This window comes from Rhodococcus sp. NPDC056960 (assembly GCF_042674125.1).
GTDB lineage: Bacteria > Actinomycetota > Actinomycetes > Mycobacteriales > Mycobacteriaceae > Rhodococcus_F.
The window spans coordinates 70,850-89,332 of record NZ_JBHURF010000025.1 but is presented as its reverse complement, the minus strand read 5'-3'; the positions used below and the strand labels follow the sequence as shown (position 1 = coordinate 89,332).

Genomic DNA, 18,483 nt, shown 5'->3' with positions numbered 1-18,483 from the left:
GAGAGGGACGCGTTGAGTCAGGTACTGCACTCCTGCTGACGAATACGCGCTGCGGAACCGACATCATCTGCGGTTGGGGCGGTGCGTGGTCAGCAGCAGGTGGTCGAACTGTGCCCGCACGTCGTCGGGGAGCACGGTAGTGGTGGTGACGGTCGCGACGAGAAGTTCGGCGACGGTGCGAAGTTTGGTGTTGGTCTGCTGGGAGTGCCAGGTGAGGATGTCGAAGGCGTGGTCGGCGGTGATGGTGTAGGCGAGCATCAGCACGCCCTTGGCCTGCTCGATCACCGCCCGGGACTTTTCGAGTTCGATGACCATTTCGTCGACCATGTCGCGTCGGTCCCGGTCCCGGAGGTCGGTGACGTCGATGTAGAAACCGGTAGTGCCGATCACGTGGTCGCGTTCGTCGAGCATTCGGTCGCCGACGACGAGGACGTGATGGATCTTGCCGGTGGTGTCGAGGATGCGGTGCCGGCTGCTGAAGGGTTGCCCGTCGACGATCATCTTGTCGAACAGGGCGGCGACCTGGGGGTGGTCGTCGGGGTGTTTGTGGGAGAGCAGCAGCTCGGTGGTGGGGTTGACCTGTCCGGGGGTGTAGCCGTGGATGGCGGCGACGGTGTCGGACCATTCCCAGCGGTGACCGTCGAGGAAGAACCGGAAACTGCCCACCCGCTGCGGGGCGCCTGCCCCGACGACCTCGTCGAGATCACTCATGTCCGGTACCTCCCCGGCCCAGCGCATCCGTGAGCCATCTCGTTATTTTGCCGCGCTGGCTCGGCGGACACCGGAAGTTTGCCACACTCGCCACGAGTGGCCGAGACGCTATCCGAACGGGGATGCGTCCGGGCCAGCGCCGCCCCGGCCAGTGAGGTGGCGTCGGTCAGCCCCGTGCCGGGGGCCGAATCAGGTCGCCCCCGGTACGAGGATGTGCTGGCCTGGGTGATGGATCGATCGTCGAGGTTGAAGCTTCCGGCTCGACTCGCCTCGGCCGGACTCGCTGTGAGGCAGTCCGATTGGCGCGCCGAACCGGAGTGGTGTACAACATCAACACGCAATCGATGTGAAGCAGATCACATCACCTGTGACGGGTGGACACAGGCAACGTCCCGCAGTGAGTGCCTCACCCCGGCACCACATTTGAAAGAGGAGTCCATGAACACAGCCTCGACCGTCCGGACATCTCCGCTCACCGCGCTCCCGTCCGCTCCGGCACGCGCGCACTGAAAGCGAGGTGGAGACATGAACGTGCTGCTCTTGCTGATGTTGCTGTTGACCGGGTTCGCCGCAGTGCTGGCAATGCAGACCGACGAACACTCCCGCTCCCGCCACTGACCAGATCACCCGCGGAACCAGCGGGTGTAATCTGCCGCGCCCAACCGATCAGGGACTCGGTGCGCGCCGGATGGTGTCGACGGCGGTGGGTGAATCCCCTGTTCAGCCCATTTGGGGGTGTGAAATCGACCGTCACGGGTTCGTGGTGAGGGTCCGCTGCCGCTTCGCTGCGTGCTGGATTTGAAGGATGCGCACGCCACCGGCGAGCGCCATGATCACTGCGCCGGCGACGATCTGTTCGGCGACGGCGGGAGCGGTTCCACCGCACCGCGGTCGGGTCGACGAGGCTAGCCTTTTCAGTTCCGACGGCGCTGGAAACCGGCGCGCCGAGGCTGCCGTCGTAGGCCTCTTCTGCGGGGCACCCAACTCGCGCGTCGAGCGGTGTCGGTGTTTTCGCGAGGCGCGATGCGGGGTATCCCCAGTGCAGACCCTCCGATGTGCCGGAGCATCGGAGTCGTCGAGGCTGCACCAGTTCAGACCAGCAGCTGCTGCAGCCGCCACGGGTCTATCGGCGGGGAACCCGTTGTTCCGGGGTAGAACTACGGAGAACCCGAGCAGAGGTGCTTCCGAGAAGACCTGGTGACGGTGCGCCACCCGTTTCGCGCGGATGCGCTCGCCTCCGGCGGTCTGGACGACCGAAGGTCGAGGAACGGCTACCTGTCCCGGGCCGAACAACTGGTGGCCGACGCGGTCCGGGCCGACCGGGCCTTCTTCTCGACCTGCGGAAGCTCACGGTCGGTGAAGGCGGCAATGATGGCCGTCGCCGGAAACGATCCCGGCGGCTGCTCGTCTCAGGCGACTCGCACAAATCCACCGTCGCCGGAGTGATCGGTACGCATCTCTCGCAATGCGGACCTGCTGACGACGACCAGCCCGAACGTGATGTTGTATGCGGCCATGGACGGGTGGCGACGGCAGACGGTCGAGCACGGAACGGACCTGCTCGGCTCGGCGTTGTCCCTGGCTCGCCACACGCGGGAGCGGATCGCCGATATCGACGGACCGCCGTGCTCGACGACCGGTTGCTCGGTGAACAGGCCTCGCACGACCTGGACCGCATGCAGATCCTCATCGATGTCAGCGAACTCGGGGTGTCCGGGTTTCAGTGCACCGACTGGATGCGGGAGCACTGCCACCTCGACGTCGGCATGCACGATCACCGCCGCCGTCATGGCCACCATGTCGATGGCCGACGACGAGGACACCACCGGCCGGCTGGCCACCGCGGGACGCGTTCTTCGGCCCGGTGGAGATGGTCGACGCGGACCATGCCTGGACCTCGGATTCGGGCCTTGACCACGCCGGGGGAACGAAACCGGTGCCTGGCGCGGGGAGGTCGGCCGACCAACTCCCTGACGGGCACCCGAGGCGGTGCTCAGTGACTGCACTGCATTCGTTTTCGACCGCTCCGGTGTGCGACACCACCGGTGATGGGTTGTGCCGGCGTGGACATCCGCGGAGTCGAAGGAGGGGCTCAGGATGTCATCGGGCACTACGGATCTGTAAGTGGGACTATTCTGCTTGTGCCGGGTAATGCTGTAGCAGCACGTACGGGGCGGATGATGAGAATAAGGCGTCATGGGGCCGATTCGGTTGTGTTTGGCTGCGGTGGTGATGACGATCGTGGTGTCCGCCTGCGGGGGTGATCGATCCGGGTGCAGCGGGCCGATGATCCCGATGGAGGTACGTGCCTGCCTGCGGTTCGGCGTCAGCACACCGGGCGGCCCCACGGCTGTCGAGGAGTTCGAGGGTGTCGCGAATGTGGTCGGTGAACCACCGACTGTGGTCCTGTCGTACTCCGACTTCACCTCGCCGCCCCCGATCGACGGCCTGCGGGCCGTGCGGGACGTCGGCGCCGTGCCGGTGATTACCTGGGAACCCTGGCGGTGGTTCGACGAGGGGCGGTACGGGTCGAGTGAGTTCTCGTTGTCGTCGATAGCTGCCGGCGTCCACGACGACTACCTGTACCGGTGGGCGGACGAACTGATCGCCTGGAATGAACTGGTCTACCTCCGTTTCGCCCACGAGCCGAACGGAACCTGGTACCCGTGGAGTGTGGCCCAGGGAACGCAGCCGAGCAGCTATGTCGCCGCCTGGCGTCACATCCACGACCTGTTCGCATCGAAGGGCGCCGACAACGTGCACTGGGTATGGGCGCCCAACGTTCGGTTCGAGGGCAGCAGCCCCATGGCCGACCTGTATCCCGGCGATGACTACGTCGACGTTCTCGGTGTGGACGGATACAACTGGGGCACGACGCGGCCCTCGAGTTCGTGGGTGGAACCGGCCGAGCTCTTCGGTCCGAGCCTGGATGAACTGCGGAACCTGGCGCCGCGTAAGCCGATCCTGGTCACCGAGGTAGGAAGCGCCGACGCCGGCGGGTCGAAGGCCGACTGGATCGGCGCGCTCGTCGACTTCCTCACAGCGCAGGACGACGTGTCCGGTTTCATATGGTTCGATCACGACAAGGAGGCCGACTGGCGGCTGACGAGCACACCGGAATCGGCTGCCGCTCTGGCGAAAGCATTGGGGAGGAAGTACCGCTGACATGGACATCCCGATAATTTCCGAAGACACCGAAAGAGCGCGGCTTCGTTCACTCGAACAGCTGGCGATCCTGGATACGCCGCCCGAGGCGCGTTTCGACCAGATCACTCGAATGGCGCGTCGTCTCTTGGGGGTTCCGATGTCAGCGGTGTCGCTACTCGATCGGGATAGGCAGTGGGTCAAGTCGACGCAAGGCCTCGACATGCAGAACATTCCGCGATCGCAGACCGTGTGCCAGACGACGATCGCCCGGGCGTATCACCACCCGGAGGATCCGATGGTGATTCTCGAGGACGCGCGTCGCGATACGGCGTTCGCGGATCTGCCCGGAGTGGCCGCGGACGGCGGGGTGCGGTTCTATGCGGGCTATCCGCTGTACGGACCCGGTGGCCACCCGGTCGGGACGTTCTGCATCTACGACACCGAGCCCCGGACACTGGACTCGACGCAGTTGGCCTCGTTCGTCGAACTCGCCGAATGGGCGCAGCGGGAACTGGAGCACTCCGACGAGCTCGAGCGTGCCGCCAGGATTCAGCGTGAACTGCTCCCTCGACACGAGATCGATCTGCCGGGGTACGAAGTGGAGTCGTCGTGCGTGCAGGCCTTCGCTGTGGGTGGTGACTTCTATGACTACTACCGGGTCGGCCCCGGCGCGATGTTCAGCCTCGCGGATGTCATGGGGAAGGGTCTCGGCGCCGCGATCCTCACGGCATCGGTCCGGTCGGCATTGCGGGGTGTCACTCACGCGCTGTCCGCATACGGCGAGGATCGCCCCGAGCTCGGACGGGCGGTGGCTGCTGTGGCGGCACAACTCGCCGAGGACTTCGACCGCACCGGCACATTCGTCACGCTGTTCCACGCGCGGATCGACGTCGACTCCGGCGCACTGGACTACGTCGACGGCGGACACGGTCTCGCAATGATCGTCAGGCGGGACGGCACCGTGGAACAGCTCCGCAGTTCCGGACTCCCGCTGGGAGTGATCGACAACGACTCCTGGGAGGCGCAACACAGCACACTGCACCCCGGCGACATGCTCATGATCTGCTCAGACGGTCTGCTCGATCACCTCGGCGACATCGACGGCGAATGGGAATCGGTGCCCGCGTTCGCCGCTGCGCACCCGTCGCCGACACGATTGCTGGCGGCCGTTCACGACCTCGCCGCTGTCACCCCGCCCCTCGACGACATCACCGTCGTTGCCCTTCGACGTCACGACTGCTGAGGAGGAGACACACGTGTCACCCGTGCGGCTTGCCGGCCTCCGGATACTGATCGTCCTCACCGCCCTTCTCGGTCTCAACTACATCGTGTGGCGATGGCTGTTCTCGGTGAACTGGCCGGCGTGGTGGATCGCCGTTCCGCTGGTGGTCGCCGAAACCTACAGTCTGCTCGACTCGCTGCTGTTCGGGCTGACGATGTGGCGCCTGCGGACGCGGCCCACGCCGTCGCCGCCGCCCCACGACCTCACCGTCGACGTCTTCATCACCACCTACAACGAACCCGACGATTTGGTGCTCGCGACCGCAACCGCGGCACACCGGATCCGGTACCCACACACCACGTGGATTCTCGACGACGGGGATCGACCCGAACTGGCCGCCGCCGCAGACGAGCTCGGTGTGCGTTACATGACCCGAGCGGCGTCCTGGACGAACAAACCCCGGCACGCCAAGGCCGGCAACCTGAACAACGCACTGATGCTCACCGAGGGCGAGTTCATCCTCATCCTCGACGCCGACCAGGTACCCGATCCGGCAATCCTCGATCGCACGCTCGGATATTTCGCCGACGAGAAGATGGCACTCGTCCAGACACCGCAGTACTTCGTGAACGTGCCCGCGAGCGACCCACTCGGCAGTCAGGCCCCGTTGTTCTACGGTCCCATTCAACAGGGCAAAGACGGCTGGAACGCGGCCTTCTTCTGCGGGTCCAACGCCGTGCTGCGCCGCGACGCCCTGATGCAGCTCGGCATCGCCGGATACGTCGAAGCCGTCGAACGCGACGTGCAGCGGGCATTGCGGACGGCCGCAAGGGTTGTGACGAAGGCCCGGGCCGAGTTGAACAGTGACCAGGCGAAGATCGCCGACGTCCTCGACGAGGTCACCGAGGCCGTGCACTCGGCACGGGAAGAGCTCCGAGCCAACCGATCAATCGCCGACGTCACCTACGACTTCCAGCAACATGTCGACGCCGCCGCACGCAGGATCGTCGACACAGACGTCGAGTCGATGCGCGAGGACCTGGCGGTCATCGCCGCGCTGGAAGCGGACCTGCACGACACCGACACCCCCATCGCGATACTCGACGACGCTGCGTTGACGCGGCTGGCCGAGCGCGAATGGTCACCGCTCGGCGCCATCGAGTCCGTCCGCACACTGATCCGGGCGGTCGACGTCGGCCGTGACGACGAGGCGCAGCCGGTGTTGCCGATGGCCACCATCTCGGTCACCGAAGACATGGCGACGTGCATGAAACTGCACGAATTGGGTTGGCACACCGCCTACCACCACGAGATCCTCGCTCACGGTCTGGCACCGGAAGACGCAGGCACGATGCTGACCCAGCGTCTGCGGTGGGCACAGGGCACCATCCAGGTAATGTTCCGGGACAATCCGCTGCTGCAGCGCGGTCTCACATTTGCGCAGCGACTGATGTACTGGGCGACGATGTGGAGTTACCTCTCCGGCTTCGCCGCCGTCGTCTACATCGCTGCGCCGGTGGTATACCTCGTCGTCGGCGTCATGCCCGTGCAGGCGTACAGCTGGGAGTTCTTCGGCCGTCTCGTCCCGTTTCTCGCCCTCAACCAGTTGGTGTTCTTCGTGGTCAGCCGCGGCACTCCCACCTGGCGCGGCCAGCAGTACAGCCTCGCTCTCTTCCCGGTGTGGATCAAAGCGTGCTGGACGGCCGTCCTCAACGTGTACGCGGGTCGGCCGCTGGGTTTCGCGGTGACACCCAAGACCCGGCAGGAACACGGTGCGACCCCGTGGTATCTGGTGCGGTACCAGCTGATCGCGATGGCGGCACTGATCCTCGCGTCGGTGATCGGCGTGATTCGTCTGGTACTCGGGGACATCTCCGTGCTCGGCGTCGGTGTGAACCTGTTCTGGGTTGCGTTCGACCTGGTTATCTTGAGTGTCGTCATCCCCGCGGTCCGATATCGCGGATTCCGACAGGAGGAAACTGCATGATCGAGTTCGAGAGTCGTACCACCGAAGAGGGTGTAGCTGTGGTGCGTCCGGTGGGCAGGCTGAATATGGTTGCAGCTCCACGTCTGCGAGACCTGTTGCGCGATTTCGTGGACGGCGGTACGAACCGCGTGGTGGTCGATCTGAGCGTTACCGACTTCATCGACTCGTCGGGGCTCGGGGCACTCATCTCCGGTCTCAAGGCCGCCCGGCAGGCCGGTGGCGACCTCCGTATCGCCCAGCCTACCGAGCAGGTCGAGACCGTGCTCGCGCTGACCAACCTCAATCGTGTACTCCGAACACACGACTCGGTCGATGCCGCATTCGATGGCCGCTGATCTCGGCTCCTTCTCCCGACGGATTCGCACGACCGCTCGTCCGGAAAGCCTGAACGAGGTCCACGAACTTCTCGAGGAACTGTGGGTGCACGACTCGCTGGACGGCCGCCGCCGCATCGAGTTCGAGTCCGCTGTCGCCGAGATCGCCGCGAACATCATCGAGCACACTCGCGGTGACGTCGTGACCATGACACTCGAGGTCCGGGCGCTGCCGGACCGGGTCGAAGCCCGGTTCGAGGACGACGGCGATCCGGTGTCGGTGGATCTCACGACCGTCGAAATCCCGGACGAACTCGCCGAACGCGGCCGCGGCCTCGCGATCGCCGCGACAGTTCTCGATCGGCTCGACTACCGCAGGGACGACACCGTCAACATCTGGACGCTGAGCCGCAACCGGACGGGTTGACGTCCCCGGCGTTCGCCGAGAACGGCGCTCGTGCTGCGTGATCGGGCCGGATTCCGGCGACGAGTTCGCGGATCACCGCGTCGGGGTCGTGCCGGGGATACCGGCCGAGCGTGGTGAGAGCGCGGGTGCATTCGACCAGCGGGGTGGCGTCGGCGAGGTCGATCCAACCCCGGTGCACCGGTGACAGGTGCAGTGACCACGCCAGGTCGGCGACAATGCTCGAGGCTCGAGCCGGGACGTGTACGAGCTGAGCATACCCTCGGTTGCGGAGACCGCTTCGATCCCGTCGAGGCCATCGAAAAGCACCGTCTCGCACAGCTTCCACCGGGCGTGGTTCGCCGGATCAGGATTCGGCGACTGAACGGTCATGACAACAGCCCTCCCCGGGTTCAACGGCCCGGCGTTCGGATCGGCAACTGTGGGCTTCGAGTACCCGAATGGGTAAGCCCCGCGACGATATTTGCTGAGCCAAGCGAAGATCCGCTCTATGACCCACCCCCCACGCGTCAGCGATCGCCGACCCCGGACCGTAGAATCCAGGGTCGGCGGGGGGACGCGACGGCTTATTTCAGCAGGTCTTCCTCGAACGGGAATTGTGAGAGGAGTTCGGTGCCGGTGTCGGTGATCAGCACCTGTTGTTCGAGTTTGACGCCTTCGTCCCCGCCGTCCAGTCCGATGTAGCTTTCCACGCAGATCGTCATGCCCGGCAGGATCTCGCCGTCGTAGCCGGCGGCCGGGAAGTCGCCTTCGTGGTAAAGGTAGGGGTATTCGCCGGTCATCCCGCAGCCGTGCGCCGAGAGGTAATAGCGGTTGGCGTAGTACTCCTCGGGGATGTCCCACGCTTCGCGCGCGTAGTCGCGGAACCCCATGTGGGGGCGCAGGATGGACAGGTTGTGGTGCAGTTGCTCGTAGGCGACCTTGTAGAGGGTTCGTTGCTGCTCGGTCGGCTTGTCCGGGCCGGCGTGGAATGTGCGGGAGAAGTCGGAGTAGTAGCCGTGGCATCCCACCACGTCGGTGTCGAGCGCGATCAGCTCGTTGGGGCCGATGATGTTCTCGCTCGTTTCCTGGAACCAGGGGTTGGTGCGCCCTCCCGCGTTGAGCAGTCGGGTCTCCACGTAGTCGCCGTTCTGCGCGATGATGGACTGGTGCAGAACCGACCACAGCTCGGCTTCGGTGAGTCCAGGTTTGATGGCGGCGCGGAGGGCGCCGACGCCTCGTTCGGTTGCCCGGAGTGAGGCCTTGATGCACTCGAGTTCTTCGGCGGACTTGATCGCCCTGGCCATCTCGACCGCGTATTGGGCGTCGACGACGCGAATGCCTTTGGCGTTGAGTTCGATTGCGGCACCGGCGTTGAGTCGCTCGAGGCCGACGGTCGGGCGGTCGCCGACGAGGCGGGTGATCTCCTCGGCCATCTCCTGCGCCCATGCGCGTTCGAACGCGGCGATGTGGGGTCCGGCGGCGACGAAGCTCGCAGTCTTGGCGGGGCGCACCTCGTCGATCGTCTCGAGGCCGTCGGCCAGGTGCAGGCATCCGGTGAACTCGTAGAGGATGGAGTTGCTCTGGGTCAGCAGCAGATACCGCGACGGTGCGTTCCGCATGGAGAACACCTGCATGTTCCGTGCCCCGGTGGCGTAGCGGATGTTGACGGGATCCGACAGGATCAGCGCGTCGACGCCGAGTTCGGCCATCTGGGACCGTACCCGGTTCAACCGGTGACCCCGCACCGCCACCAGGTCGATGCCCTCGTCGGTGGGTTCACGATCGAGCAGGGCAAGATCCTCGAGGTCCCCACGTTCCGCGTGCCAATCGAATTCGGTCATTTCTACTCCTTATTTGCTGGATGAGAATTGGGCTAGCTGATGCCGGCGGAGGCTTCGGTCAAGCTCTTCCCCTTGGTTTCGGGGGCCAACCACTGGGACAACGCGGCGCCGGTCCCGGCGATACCGGCGGCGATCAACATGCTGATCGTGGTGCCCAGGTTCGCCATGGACCACGGCAGCAGGAACGTCCCGAGGGCGGCACCCACTCGACTGACCGCAACCGCGAAACCCATACCGATACCGCGGATCTCGGTCGGGAAGACCTCCGCCGGATAGATATTGGTCATCCCGCCGTAGATCACGGTGAAGAACGAGAAGGCAAGGAACAGCGCCAGCACGACCATCGGCGGCGCCCCCACCCACAGTCCGATGACGGCGAGGAATATCGTGCACAACCACTGTGTCGGCACTACCAGCGCGCGGCGGCCGGCCCTGTCTATCAGCAACATCATGACCACCACACCGGCGACCGAGAGCGCGGAGAGGCCGATCCCGCCCGCGATCCCGCCGCTGAGTCCGTAGTCCGCCAGCACGCTGTCCGCGAAGGTCGCGATCGCAAAGTACGGGGTCACCGCGCAGAACCAGAAGCCCGACGTGAACAGGGTGGTCCGCCAATACCGGCGGGAGAACAACATGCCGAAGCTGCCCGCCCGGGTGTCCTCGTGCTCGACGTCGGCAGTGTTCTCGAGCAGATACCGTCGGGAGACACCGAGGGCCTCGTCCCGGCGTCCCTGGTTCCACAACCACCGAGGCGACTCGGGCAATCCGATCTGGCCGAGGAACAGCGGCAGCGCGATCACGATCGTCGTCGCCAGCGTCACCCGCCAACCGATCCGCGCATCGATCAGCAGATGCCCCACCAGGAACGCGACCATGAATCCGACGTACCAGGTGACCAGGGTCAACCCGAGCAACCGACCACGCAGCCGGTCGGGAGCGAACTCGGACAGCAGCGGTGCTCCCATCGAGTACTGAACCCCGATCGCGACACCCATCGCAAGCCGCACGAGCAACAGCTCCCACGCCGAATCGGTGAAGAACTGCACCGCCGATACCAGCACGAACAGGCCCATGTCGACCGTCAGCACCGGCTTGCGCCCGAACTTGTCCGCGGCCCACCCACCGACCGGTGCACCGACGAAGATGCCGACCAAGGTGCCCGCCGCGATCAAACCCACCCAGAGCGGGAAAGTCCCAGTTCGGCGCGCATTTCGCCGGTCGCCGGACCGAGGATCCCGAAAACGTAGCCGTCGAGGAACATCGCTCCGGTGAGCAGCGCGAGTAGCCGCCACAGGAAACGGCGTTTGAACGCCACCGATGTCTCGCCTTGATTCGATGATGCCTTCTTCGTCGCTGGCACGATCACTCCTTGTTCGAGCGGGGTGGATGTCCGCACCCAAGCGGCTCCCAACGGAGTGCGCTGCGCCGTGCGGTGTGAACCTGAACCAAACGTAGGTGTGACACGGGACACGGGTCATCGGAGTGATGTCGAGCGTTACCAGCGCGAACGCAAGTCGTTTTGCTACAAATGTCTAATCAACCGGGTGAGAAGGTGCTCGTCGAGACGAGATGGGATGGTCAGAGTGACCGGAAAGGATTTGCGGTGTTGAACGAACTGCAGAGGATCACCGACCAGCTCGCGGCCAGCCTGAATCGCGCGGTGTTCGTCGACGACCGTTCGTTTCGACCGTTGGCCGTCAGTGCGCAGATCGGGCGTGTCGACGACGCGCGCGTACAGGCATTGCTCAACCGCAGCCCGACCGAACAGCATCTGCGCTACTTCGCCGAGTACGGCGTGACCGCTGCCCGTGAGGTCCTGCGTATCCCCGGCAGCGCCGACCACGGTCTGCTGCCCCGGGTGATGATCCCCCTCATGGCCGGAGCGCACGTCCTGGCCCGGATATGGCTCATCGACGTCGACCCACCGGTCGATGAAGACGACATCGCTCGGGTAGTCGACGCCGCCCGCGAGATGCGACCGCACCTACTCGGACACGGTGAGCTGACACGACGTAACGTCGCCGCCGGCGGTGAGATGCTGCGCGATATCCAACGTGCCGGCAGCAATCGTCGCCAGGCGCTGTTCCGGCAACTGCGCGACGACTTCGAGATCGACGACCTGCAACATACGTATCTGAGCGTCGTCAGCTATCGCCGGCGGCGATCCGCCGAGGTCGACCGTGATGCCGACGCCGGCGATGCACGACTCGAGGAGGGTGTCGTCGACACCTTCATCGACCTTCTCGACCTGCCTGGCGCGGTGGCCTACCTGCGCGGTCACGACATCGTCGCGCTCGTCTCGTTGGACCAGTCCGCCGCCACCACACTCGAACAGATCGGCGCCGCGGCGCACCGCGCCGCGACACTGCACGACGTCGCCGTGCACGCCATCGGCCTCGGCGGTCCGCTGGGATCGCGAGACGGATTCGGCGCCTCGCTGCAGCAGGCCGAATACGCAGCGAACATCGCCACCAGGGTCCCCGACTTCAATGGACGCGCGGGCTGGGACGACCTCGGGGAATACCGCCTCTTCTTCGCCGTGGAGTGGAATCGGACCGGCGTCGCCTCCATCCACCGCGGTGTGGCATCGCTGATCGACGAACGCCGCATGCCGCTGGCCGCGACCCTGCTCGCCTATCTGGAGCGAGAGGGCGACGTCAACGCAACCTCCACCGCACTGAACATTCACCGCACGACCCTCTACTACCGAATCGAGCGTGCGACGGTGATACTCGGCCAAGAACCAACCGGTCACGCGAAATTCGCCATTCACGCAGCATTGCGGCTCGCCGCCCTCGCCGGACTGATCACACCAGCACAGCAAGCGTGAGGCCGACGACCTACCACGGAGTGGCACCCCGCACCAGATTCGGCGAGCCCGCCATAGCTGCAGATCCAGGCTCTTGTCCAGACGATGGGTCGATGGTGTAGATGCGACCGTTGAGCAATGCAGTAGCCATTTGTTCTTCTTTCAATCGTGGACGTGGCAGTTGGGCGTGTTCGGTGTGACCGGGGTGAGGGAGACACGCGGATCGAAGCCGGCCGTGCCGACATCGACCGCGCTGTGTCCGCCGTCGACCGGCAGCACCGCCGCGTTGACGTAGGACGCGGCCGGGGAGAGCAACCAGGCGATGGAGGCGGCTACTTCCGCGGAGTGGGCCGGGCGCGCGAGGGGGACCAGCGCCGCGGCCAGCTGGTAGGCCTGTTCGGTGTCGAGGCCCCGCTCGGCGCCGAGTTCGGCCATCTCCTCGTCCGCCATTTCGGTGCGAGTCCATCCCGGGCAGACGACATTCGCGCGGACCCCCTTCGGCCCGTAGTCGACGGCGACGGACTGCAGCAGCATGGTCAACCCCGCCTTGGTGGCGTTGTACCCGGCGATGCCGCCGGACGCGCGGAGGCCACTGACCGAGGACACACCCACCACGGATCCGCGGGTGTCGATCAGATGCGGGAGGGCGTGGTGCAGCAGTCGATAGGGTGCGGTGAGGTTGGTGTCGACCATCGCCGACCAACTGTCTTCGGACAACTGCCCGACCGGGCCGGGGCGGACGATGCCGGCATTGAGCACGAGCCCGTCCAGTCGGCCGAAGCGAGAGATGGTGTCGTCGACCAGGGCACGTGCCGCGGCGGGGTCGGTGGTATCGGCCACGATCGGGTGGGCCCCGGTGGTGTCGGCCACCCGATCGAGGGCCGCCGCCCGGCGTCCGCAGATGAGGACTGTCCACCCGGCGGCGGTCAGCGTCTGCGCGGTGGCCGCGCCGATGCCGCTGCCGCCGCCGGTGACGAGGGCAACCTGAGGGTGAGGGGTAGCGCTGGTGGACATCGCGATGCCTTTCGAGGAGGTGACAAACAGTGGTCGGCAGCGTGGACACCACGAACGTTGTGTGGAGAGCCGGCCTGTGTCCCTGAGGAGCATAAATATCCAGTTGGATAGGTGTGATCGCTGGCACGAATATGCGCCTTCCGGTACAACTAGTCAAGTGGATAGATCGACATTTTTCCGGTGCTCATGGTCGCTGCGGGCAGCCGCGGTGACTACGCTCGCGTCCGCGCCGACATCTGTGTGCGCCCGTGAATCGAGGAGATATGACCGCTGTTGACTCTGTGACGGGCCGTCCCTCGCCCCGGTACGGCGAAGGGCGCCGTGCCCTTCTCACCGCCGCGGTGCACGTGGTCGCCGGTCAGGGCCTGCGCAATCTGACCTATCGCGCTGTTGCTCGGGAGGCGAAGGTGACCCATGGTTTGGTCGCACACCATTTCGGTACCCGCGACGCCCTGCTGGAGGCGGCGCTCGAATACTCGGTGGAGAACAGTGTCGCCTCGATCAGTGCGCGACCGGGGACCGGCGATATCGACGCAATCTTCGCCGGTCTGATCCAGATCGTCCACGACAACCCGGACGACCAGGCTTTCCAATACGAACTCATCCTCGAATCGCGCCGGCGACCGGAGCTGCGCCCACACGTCGAATCGCTCTACCGCACCTACCGGCAGGCTCTGCGTGACGAACTTGCGCACGGGGGAATCGACTGCGACGACACGATGGCTCAGCTGTTCATCGCGGCGGCCGACGGGCTGATCTTCCAGCAGATCACTCTCGACCACCCGGAGTTCAACGAGGCCGCCCTCGTGCACCTGCGCCGGTTCCTGAAAACCCTTCCGACGCCCGAGTGAACGGTCCACCGCCCGGGCTCGCCGGGCGGTGACCCGCATCAGACCAATTCGGCCTGGTAGTTGATCCCGGGCCGGATCGATGCCCAGGTGAAGCCGAGCGCCGCGCAGAGTGGGATGAGCAGCAGCAGCCACCGCGCGATGCCGCCTTGGCCGCCGAGGAGGACGTCGTAATTGGTGACGGCGAGGTAGGCGACGACGGCGAAGCCGAGCAGGGCGACCCCGGGGGCGACCCGGGTTTTCCACACGTTGGTTTCGAGGCGGGTTCGTCCGAAGAATGCGATAATCGACGCCGATGTCAGGATGAGTATCGCGATCAGTGAGACCGTGCCGAGCGAGAGCAGCCAACTGAAGGTGACGGTGATCGGATCCGCTCCGGCCAGCGTGAATCCGGCCAGAATGGCGGCGAGGCCGATGCCGACGACCAGCGCCGCGGTTGCCGGGGTTCCGGTTTTCGGGTGGGCGGTGCCGAGACGGTGCGGTAGCACACCGGCGCGTCCCAGCGCGTAGAGGTAGCGGGCGAACATGTTCTGGAAGCCGATGAGCATCGCGATGAAGCTGGTGACGACCAGGATTTCCATGGTGGTCGCGAGCCACGATCCGACCTCGTGTTCGGCGATGGCGAAGACGAACCCGGCGGGGTCGGCGGCGGCGGCTTCGGCGACTCCGTCGGCGCCGACGGAGTTCCCCAGCGCCCAGGTCGTGAGCGCATAGAACAGGCCGATGAACGCGATCGAGTAGTATACCGCCCGAGGGATGGTGCGGTGGGGATCCTTCGCCTCCTCGGAGAAGACGACGGTTGCCTCGAATCCGGTGAAGCACGTGATGCAGAACAGGAACGCGATGCCGAGGCCGGGGGCGGCGAGCGCGGACGGGTCGAACGCGGCCAGGGAGTTTCCGGATACACCGCCGCCGACGATGACGGCCAGGTCCAGGACGACGAAGGCGGCGACCTCGCAGAGCACCAGCAGACCCAGGACCTTGAGACTGACATCGACGCCGCGGACGGTGAGGGCGGTGACCAGTGCCAGTCCGGCGAACATCCAGACCGCACCCGGGAGGTCGAGACCGAGTTTGTCGGCGGCGAGGTCGTGGGCGAACACGGAGAACTGCGACCACAGGGCCGCTTGCAGGGTGGTGTAGGCCAGGATCGCGAGGCCGGCCGCGGCGGTGGCGACGCGGGCGCCGAATCCCTGCGCGATGTAGGCGACGAACCCGCCGGCGTTGGTGATGTGGCGACTCATCGCCACATATCCGACTGCGAAGACGACGAACAGCAGTGCGGCGAGCAGATAGGTGGCCGGGGCGGCCACCCCGATGGCGGAGAACACCACCGGGGAGGCCCCGACGATGGCGGCCATCGGGGCGACGGCGGCGACGACGAAGAAGACGATGGCGCCGACACCGAGCCTTCCCGGCTTCAGGCCGGCGCGGGGCGGGTCACCGGCGAGGGCACCGCCGTCGTACGGGGGACTGGGCTGGGCAGGATGTGAGGGGGTGGTCGGCATGACATCTTCTCCAACTTCGGGGGGCGAGCGTGGCGAGGCGGTGGTGCCGTCGCGATGTGTGGTTACAGCGACACGCGTGCATCGACCAGGTCGGCGGCGGGCCCCGGGTGTGCCGCCTCGACGGAGGGTGTTCGGGGGAATTCCTGCGCGTAGGAGCCCATGGTGATGTTGACCAGGTCACCGGTCGGTTGGTCGATGCCGAACTGGATGCCGACGGTGCGGTACGCGTTCAGGTCGATCAGCACCATGCCCTCGACGCCGACGTTCTTCTCCAACCAGGAAAACAGGTACGTCTTCTCGCGCAGCTTCCAGTAGGTGCAGCTGTCGGTGTCGCCGACGCCGAGCTCGGCGCCGCCGAGACACAGCCAGGTGAAGAGGTTCTCGTTGAGATAGACGTGGTCATAGACGTCGTCGTTGCTGTAGGCGTACCGGATTCGGCGGCCGATCAGCTCGTCGGTGGCCGGATGGGCCCCGGCCGTGTCCGCGCCGGTGCCGTCGATCTGGCCCTGGAACCAGCGTTGGCGGGCCCGGTGTGGTGCGGGCTCGAGCCCGAGGGTGCCGATCGCTCCGGTGACCTGGCCGCTGGTCATGTCGACGGCGGCGCTGACCACCACCGGGTGCGCCTCGGTGCTGCGGCGGTAGTGGAGGTAGAACAGTCCGGGTTGCATCTCGAACAGTTCGAAGGTCTCGACCCCGGATGTGGTGCCGTGGGTGTCGTGCACCGTCCAGTGCAGCTCGTCGCCCTGGAAACTGTGGGTGAGCGTGAAGTGTTCGGCGGTATCGACGTATCGACCGTCGAGGGTGATCACGCGGCCGTCGAGAGCCGGGCTGTAGGCGGGCCGGTACTCGTCGAAGCCGTCGGCCATTTCACTCAGTGATGCCCAGTCGTCTTTGTTCCAACTGAACGCGGGGGCGGGGGTGCTCATGGTGTCAAATTCCTTGCAGCTCGGGAAGAACGGGGTTGGATGGGATTCTTGTGGTCAGGCGAGGTTGACCCAGACGCTGCCGGCGCGGATCGAAGCGGCGAGATTGTGTGCGGCGGTCAGGTCTTGAACTCGGCACCGGATGCGGCGTCGACCCCGCGACCACCGATCAGCAACCGCTCACGAAACTCCATTCGAGATCTCCCTCGCACAGGTCGAGCGCATGTCCGGTCCCCTCCGCGACTTCCACCTGATCGGCGGGTAGAGGCGGTAGCACGATTCCGGCGGTGTGCTCTCGGCCAGTGATTCGGATCGGCTCTCGCGTCTGTGCTCGGGCCGATCGTGAAAACTTTCCGTTTGGATAGTTGTGACTGACAGCACAAGAATGCACGATGCGGGCAAACTGGTCAAGTGGTCAGTTGTCGCTCGATGATCGCGACGAAGCCGGCAACCGGGTCGACCCCAGGCGCCAAGGCAGCGGGCGGAGCTGCGCTCGTGCCGACCATTGGCATTGGCCGCTCGCCCCACACTCTTCGTCGAGAGGTCGGTGGGTTCGAACCCTGGCAGGGCGGTGTGCGTGCTGTGTGCGGCGGTACCGGCTCGCTTGCCGGCGGCGCCGAACGGCAAGGCGAAGTCTGCCGATCATCATATAGATGTGAAGCGATTCGGTTGATGTAGACGGCGTAATCAATCGAACGTAAATGGCTGTCTAGCATGATAGTTCGAGAATCTGAGAAGCGGTTGCAAGCGGCCGGGACGTCGATGCGTGCCGGCCTACGCCCCGGCCGTACCCGCATCCCGCGGGCGCCGCTGCCGGTCGACTCTCATCATCGTCGGAGCCGCCCGGCAGATGCGAACAGCGCTCGAATCGCGTCGTCGTCGGTGAATTATCGGCCTTGCGAAAGCTGTTGGTAAGACACCTTTCGGATGCATCGAGACTTACCACCGCGAGATGCCCACACACGATAATGACGTCATGATGACATCGCAGTCCGAGACCGGACGTCCCCGGCGAGCGGGCGGGTGGTTGCCTGAGCGTCGACGAGCACTCCTGGGCGTCGTTGTCGCCGCTGGTGCTGCTGTGGTTCTTCTGGCGGGAAGGGCTTGGTGGGGTGCAGTCTCTGCAGTGGACGGCAGCGTGGTCGTCCTTCTTGCGTACATGAGCACTTATCTCATCGCCACCGTCGCCGCGTTCTCGTCCGCCGCCTCCTCGGCTATCCACCGGTGGGCGGCCCGTGAGATCAGGGGCACCGTTGTGCAACGGTATGTCCTCGGCACCGCCCCAGGGCCCGGTGTCTCCCTATTCTTTGCTGCCGCCGCGCTGATCGTGGCGATGGTGTGGTTACCGGGCCATGGGGGCGGAACCCTGCCGGCAGGTACCCGGGCGGGGGTAGCGATAGCTCTGATCGTGGTGGCGTGGATGTCCGTCGCGGTGTCCTACGCCGTCACCTTCTACGCGGACAACGTCGTCGAGGACGGCCACGCACTCGAGTTTCCGGGCGCTGGTGGCGGGGAGTGGTCGGATTACGTGTACTTCGCGATTTCCGTCATGACGACGTTCGGAACGACGGATGTCAACGTTACTTCCGGAAGGATGCGGCGAACCGTCTCGGCGAATGCGGTGATCGCCTTCGTTTTCAACACGGTCACTGTCGCCACGTCGGTCTCTGCTCTCGCAGGTTAGCTGCGCGAATCTCTCCTCCCGCGGTCGACCTCGAGGTTGGAGGTATCCTGCTCCACCACAGAGGATTTC

General features: G+C 65.5%; 15 protein-coding genes and 2 pseudogenes. 9 read left to right on the top strand and 8 right to left on the bottom strand.

Annotated features, from left to right (window positions below):
• Positions 1–63 precede the first annotated feature (63 nt).
• Together ACFTWF_RS33290 and ACFTWF_RS33285 are read right to left on the bottom strand one after the other, a co-directional pair.
• The gene (locus tag ACFTWF_RS33290; RefSeq protein WP_378465348.1) at positions 64–711 is read right to left on the bottom strand and encodes a PAS and ANTAR domain-containing protein; all 648 of its coding nucleotides are present in this window, start codon (positions 709–711) and stop codon (positions 64–66) included.
• Positions 712–1,461: 750 nt separating this feature from the next.
• Positions 1,462–1,560: pseudogene (locus tag ACFTWF_RS33285) on the bottom strand (DUF1049 domain-containing protein); the annotation flags it as partial.
• Between the two features lie 357 nt (positions 1,561–1,917).
• On the opposite strand from ACFTWF_RS33285, the pseudogene ACFTWF_RS33280 reads away from it, so the two are divergent.
• The 6 genes and pseudogenes from ACFTWF_RS33280 to ACFTWF_RS33255 all read left to right on the top strand — a co-directional run.
• Positions 1,918–2,639 (top strand): annotated as a pseudogene (locus ACFTWF_RS33280) (hypothetical protein); the annotation flags it as partial.
• Between the two features lie 358 nt (positions 2,640–2,997).
• A complete protein-coding gene (locus ACFTWF_RS33275; RefSeq protein WP_378465396.1) occupies positions 2,998–3,876 on the top strand; it encodes a glycoside hydrolase family 26 protein in 879 nt (292 codons plus the stop codon).
• A 1-nt stretch (position 3,877) separates the two neighbouring features.
• Entirely contained in the window at positions 3,878–5,101 is a 1,224-nt protein-coding gene (locus tag ACFTWF_RS33270) for a PP2C family protein-serine/threonine phosphatase (protein ID WP_378465347.1), read from the top strand.
• 13 nt (positions 5,102–5,114) lie between these two features.
• Positions 5,115–7,067, top strand: a complete 1,953-nt coding sequence (locus tag ACFTWF_RS33265) for a glycosyltransferase (RefSeq protein WP_378465346.1) — start codon at positions 5,115–5,117, stop codon at positions 7,065–7,067.
• A complete protein-coding gene (locus tag ACFTWF_RS33260) occupies positions 7,064–7,402 on the top strand; it encodes an STAS domain-containing protein (protein WP_378465345.1) in 339 nt (112 codons plus the stop codon). The genes ACFTWF_RS33265 and ACFTWF_RS33260 overlap by 4 nt, the downstream gene beginning before the upstream one ends.
• Positions 7,392–7,808: an ATP-binding protein gene (locus ACFTWF_RS33255; RefSeq protein ID WP_378465344.1), complete on the top strand. Its 417-nt coding sequence runs from the start codon at positions 7,392–7,394 to the stop codon at positions 7,806–7,808. The genes ACFTWF_RS33260 and ACFTWF_RS33255 overlap by 11 nt, the downstream gene beginning before the upstream one ends.
• Before the next feature lie 563 nt (positions 7,809–8,371).
• Here ACFTWF_RS33255 and ACFTWF_RS33250 read toward each other — a convergent pair.
• Genes ACFTWF_RS33250 through ACFTWF_RS33240 form a run of 3 tightly spaced genes read right to left on the bottom strand, consistent with a single transcriptional unit; the run spans position 8,372 to position 10,988 of the window.
• The gene (locus ACFTWF_RS33250) at positions 8,372–9,628 is read right to left on the bottom strand and encodes a M24 family metallopeptidase (RefSeq protein ID WP_378465343.1); all 1,257 of its coding nucleotides are present in this window, start codon (positions 9,626–9,628) and stop codon (positions 8,372–8,374) included.
• A gap of 32 nt (positions 9,629–9,660) precedes the next feature.
• On the bottom strand, positions 9,661–10,806 hold the full coding sequence (locus tag ACFTWF_RS33245; protein WP_378465342.1) for an MFS transporter: 1,146 nt from the start codon (positions 10,804–10,806) through the stop codon (positions 9,661–9,663).
• Positions 10,797–10,988, bottom strand: a complete 192-nt coding sequence (locus tag ACFTWF_RS33240) for a hypothetical protein (protein ID WP_378465341.1) — start codon at positions 10,986–10,988, stop codon at positions 10,797–10,799. The genes ACFTWF_RS33245 and ACFTWF_RS33240 overlap by 10 nt, the downstream gene beginning before the upstream one ends.
• Positions 10,989–11,231: 243 nt before the next feature.
• On the opposite strand from ACFTWF_RS33240, the gene ACFTWF_RS33235 reads away from it, so the two are divergent.
• Entirely contained in the window at positions 11,232–12,458 is a 1,227-nt protein-coding gene (locus ACFTWF_RS33235; protein WP_378465340.1) for a PucR family transcriptional regulator, read from the top strand.
• 141 nt (positions 12,459–12,599) lie between these two features.
• Here ACFTWF_RS33235 and ACFTWF_RS33230 read toward each other — a convergent pair whose 3' ends face one another.
• Positions 12,600–13,451: an SDR family NAD(P)-dependent oxidoreductase gene (locus ACFTWF_RS33230; RefSeq protein ID WP_378465339.1), complete on the bottom strand. Its 852-nt coding sequence runs from the start codon at positions 13,449–13,451 to the stop codon at positions 12,600–12,602.
• 263 nt (positions 13,452–13,714) lie between these two features.
• Here ACFTWF_RS33230 and ACFTWF_RS33225 point away from each other — a divergent pair, with 263 nt between their 5' ends.
• Entirely contained in the window at positions 13,715–14,302 is a 588-nt protein-coding gene (locus tag ACFTWF_RS33225) for a TetR/AcrR family transcriptional regulator (protein ID WP_378465338.1), read from the top strand.
• 38 nt (positions 14,303–14,340) lie between these two features.
• Here the strand turns inward: ACFTWF_RS33225 and ACFTWF_RS33220 are convergent, their stop codons facing one another.
• Positions 14,341–15,807 carry an APC family permease gene (locus ACFTWF_RS33220; protein WP_378465337.1) on the bottom strand — a complete coding sequence of 489 codons (1,467 nt, stop codon included), beginning with the start codon at positions 15,805–15,807 and terminating at the stop codon, positions 14,341–14,343.
• A 62-nt stretch (positions 15,808–15,869) separates the two neighbouring features.
• On the bottom strand, positions 15,870–16,733 hold the full coding sequence (locus ACFTWF_RS33215) for a MoaF C-terminal domain-containing protein (protein WP_378465336.1): 864 nt from the start codon (positions 16,731–16,733) through the stop codon (positions 15,870–15,872).
• 1,135 nt (positions 16,734–17,868) lie between these two features.
• On the opposite strand from ACFTWF_RS33215, the gene ACFTWF_RS33210 reads away from it, so the two are divergent.
• Positions 17,869–18,414: a DUF1345 domain-containing protein gene (locus ACFTWF_RS33210; protein ID WP_378465335.1), complete on the top strand. Its 546-nt coding sequence runs from the start codon at positions 17,869–17,871 to the stop codon at positions 18,412–18,414.
• Positions 18,415–18,483 lie beyond the last annotated feature (69 nt).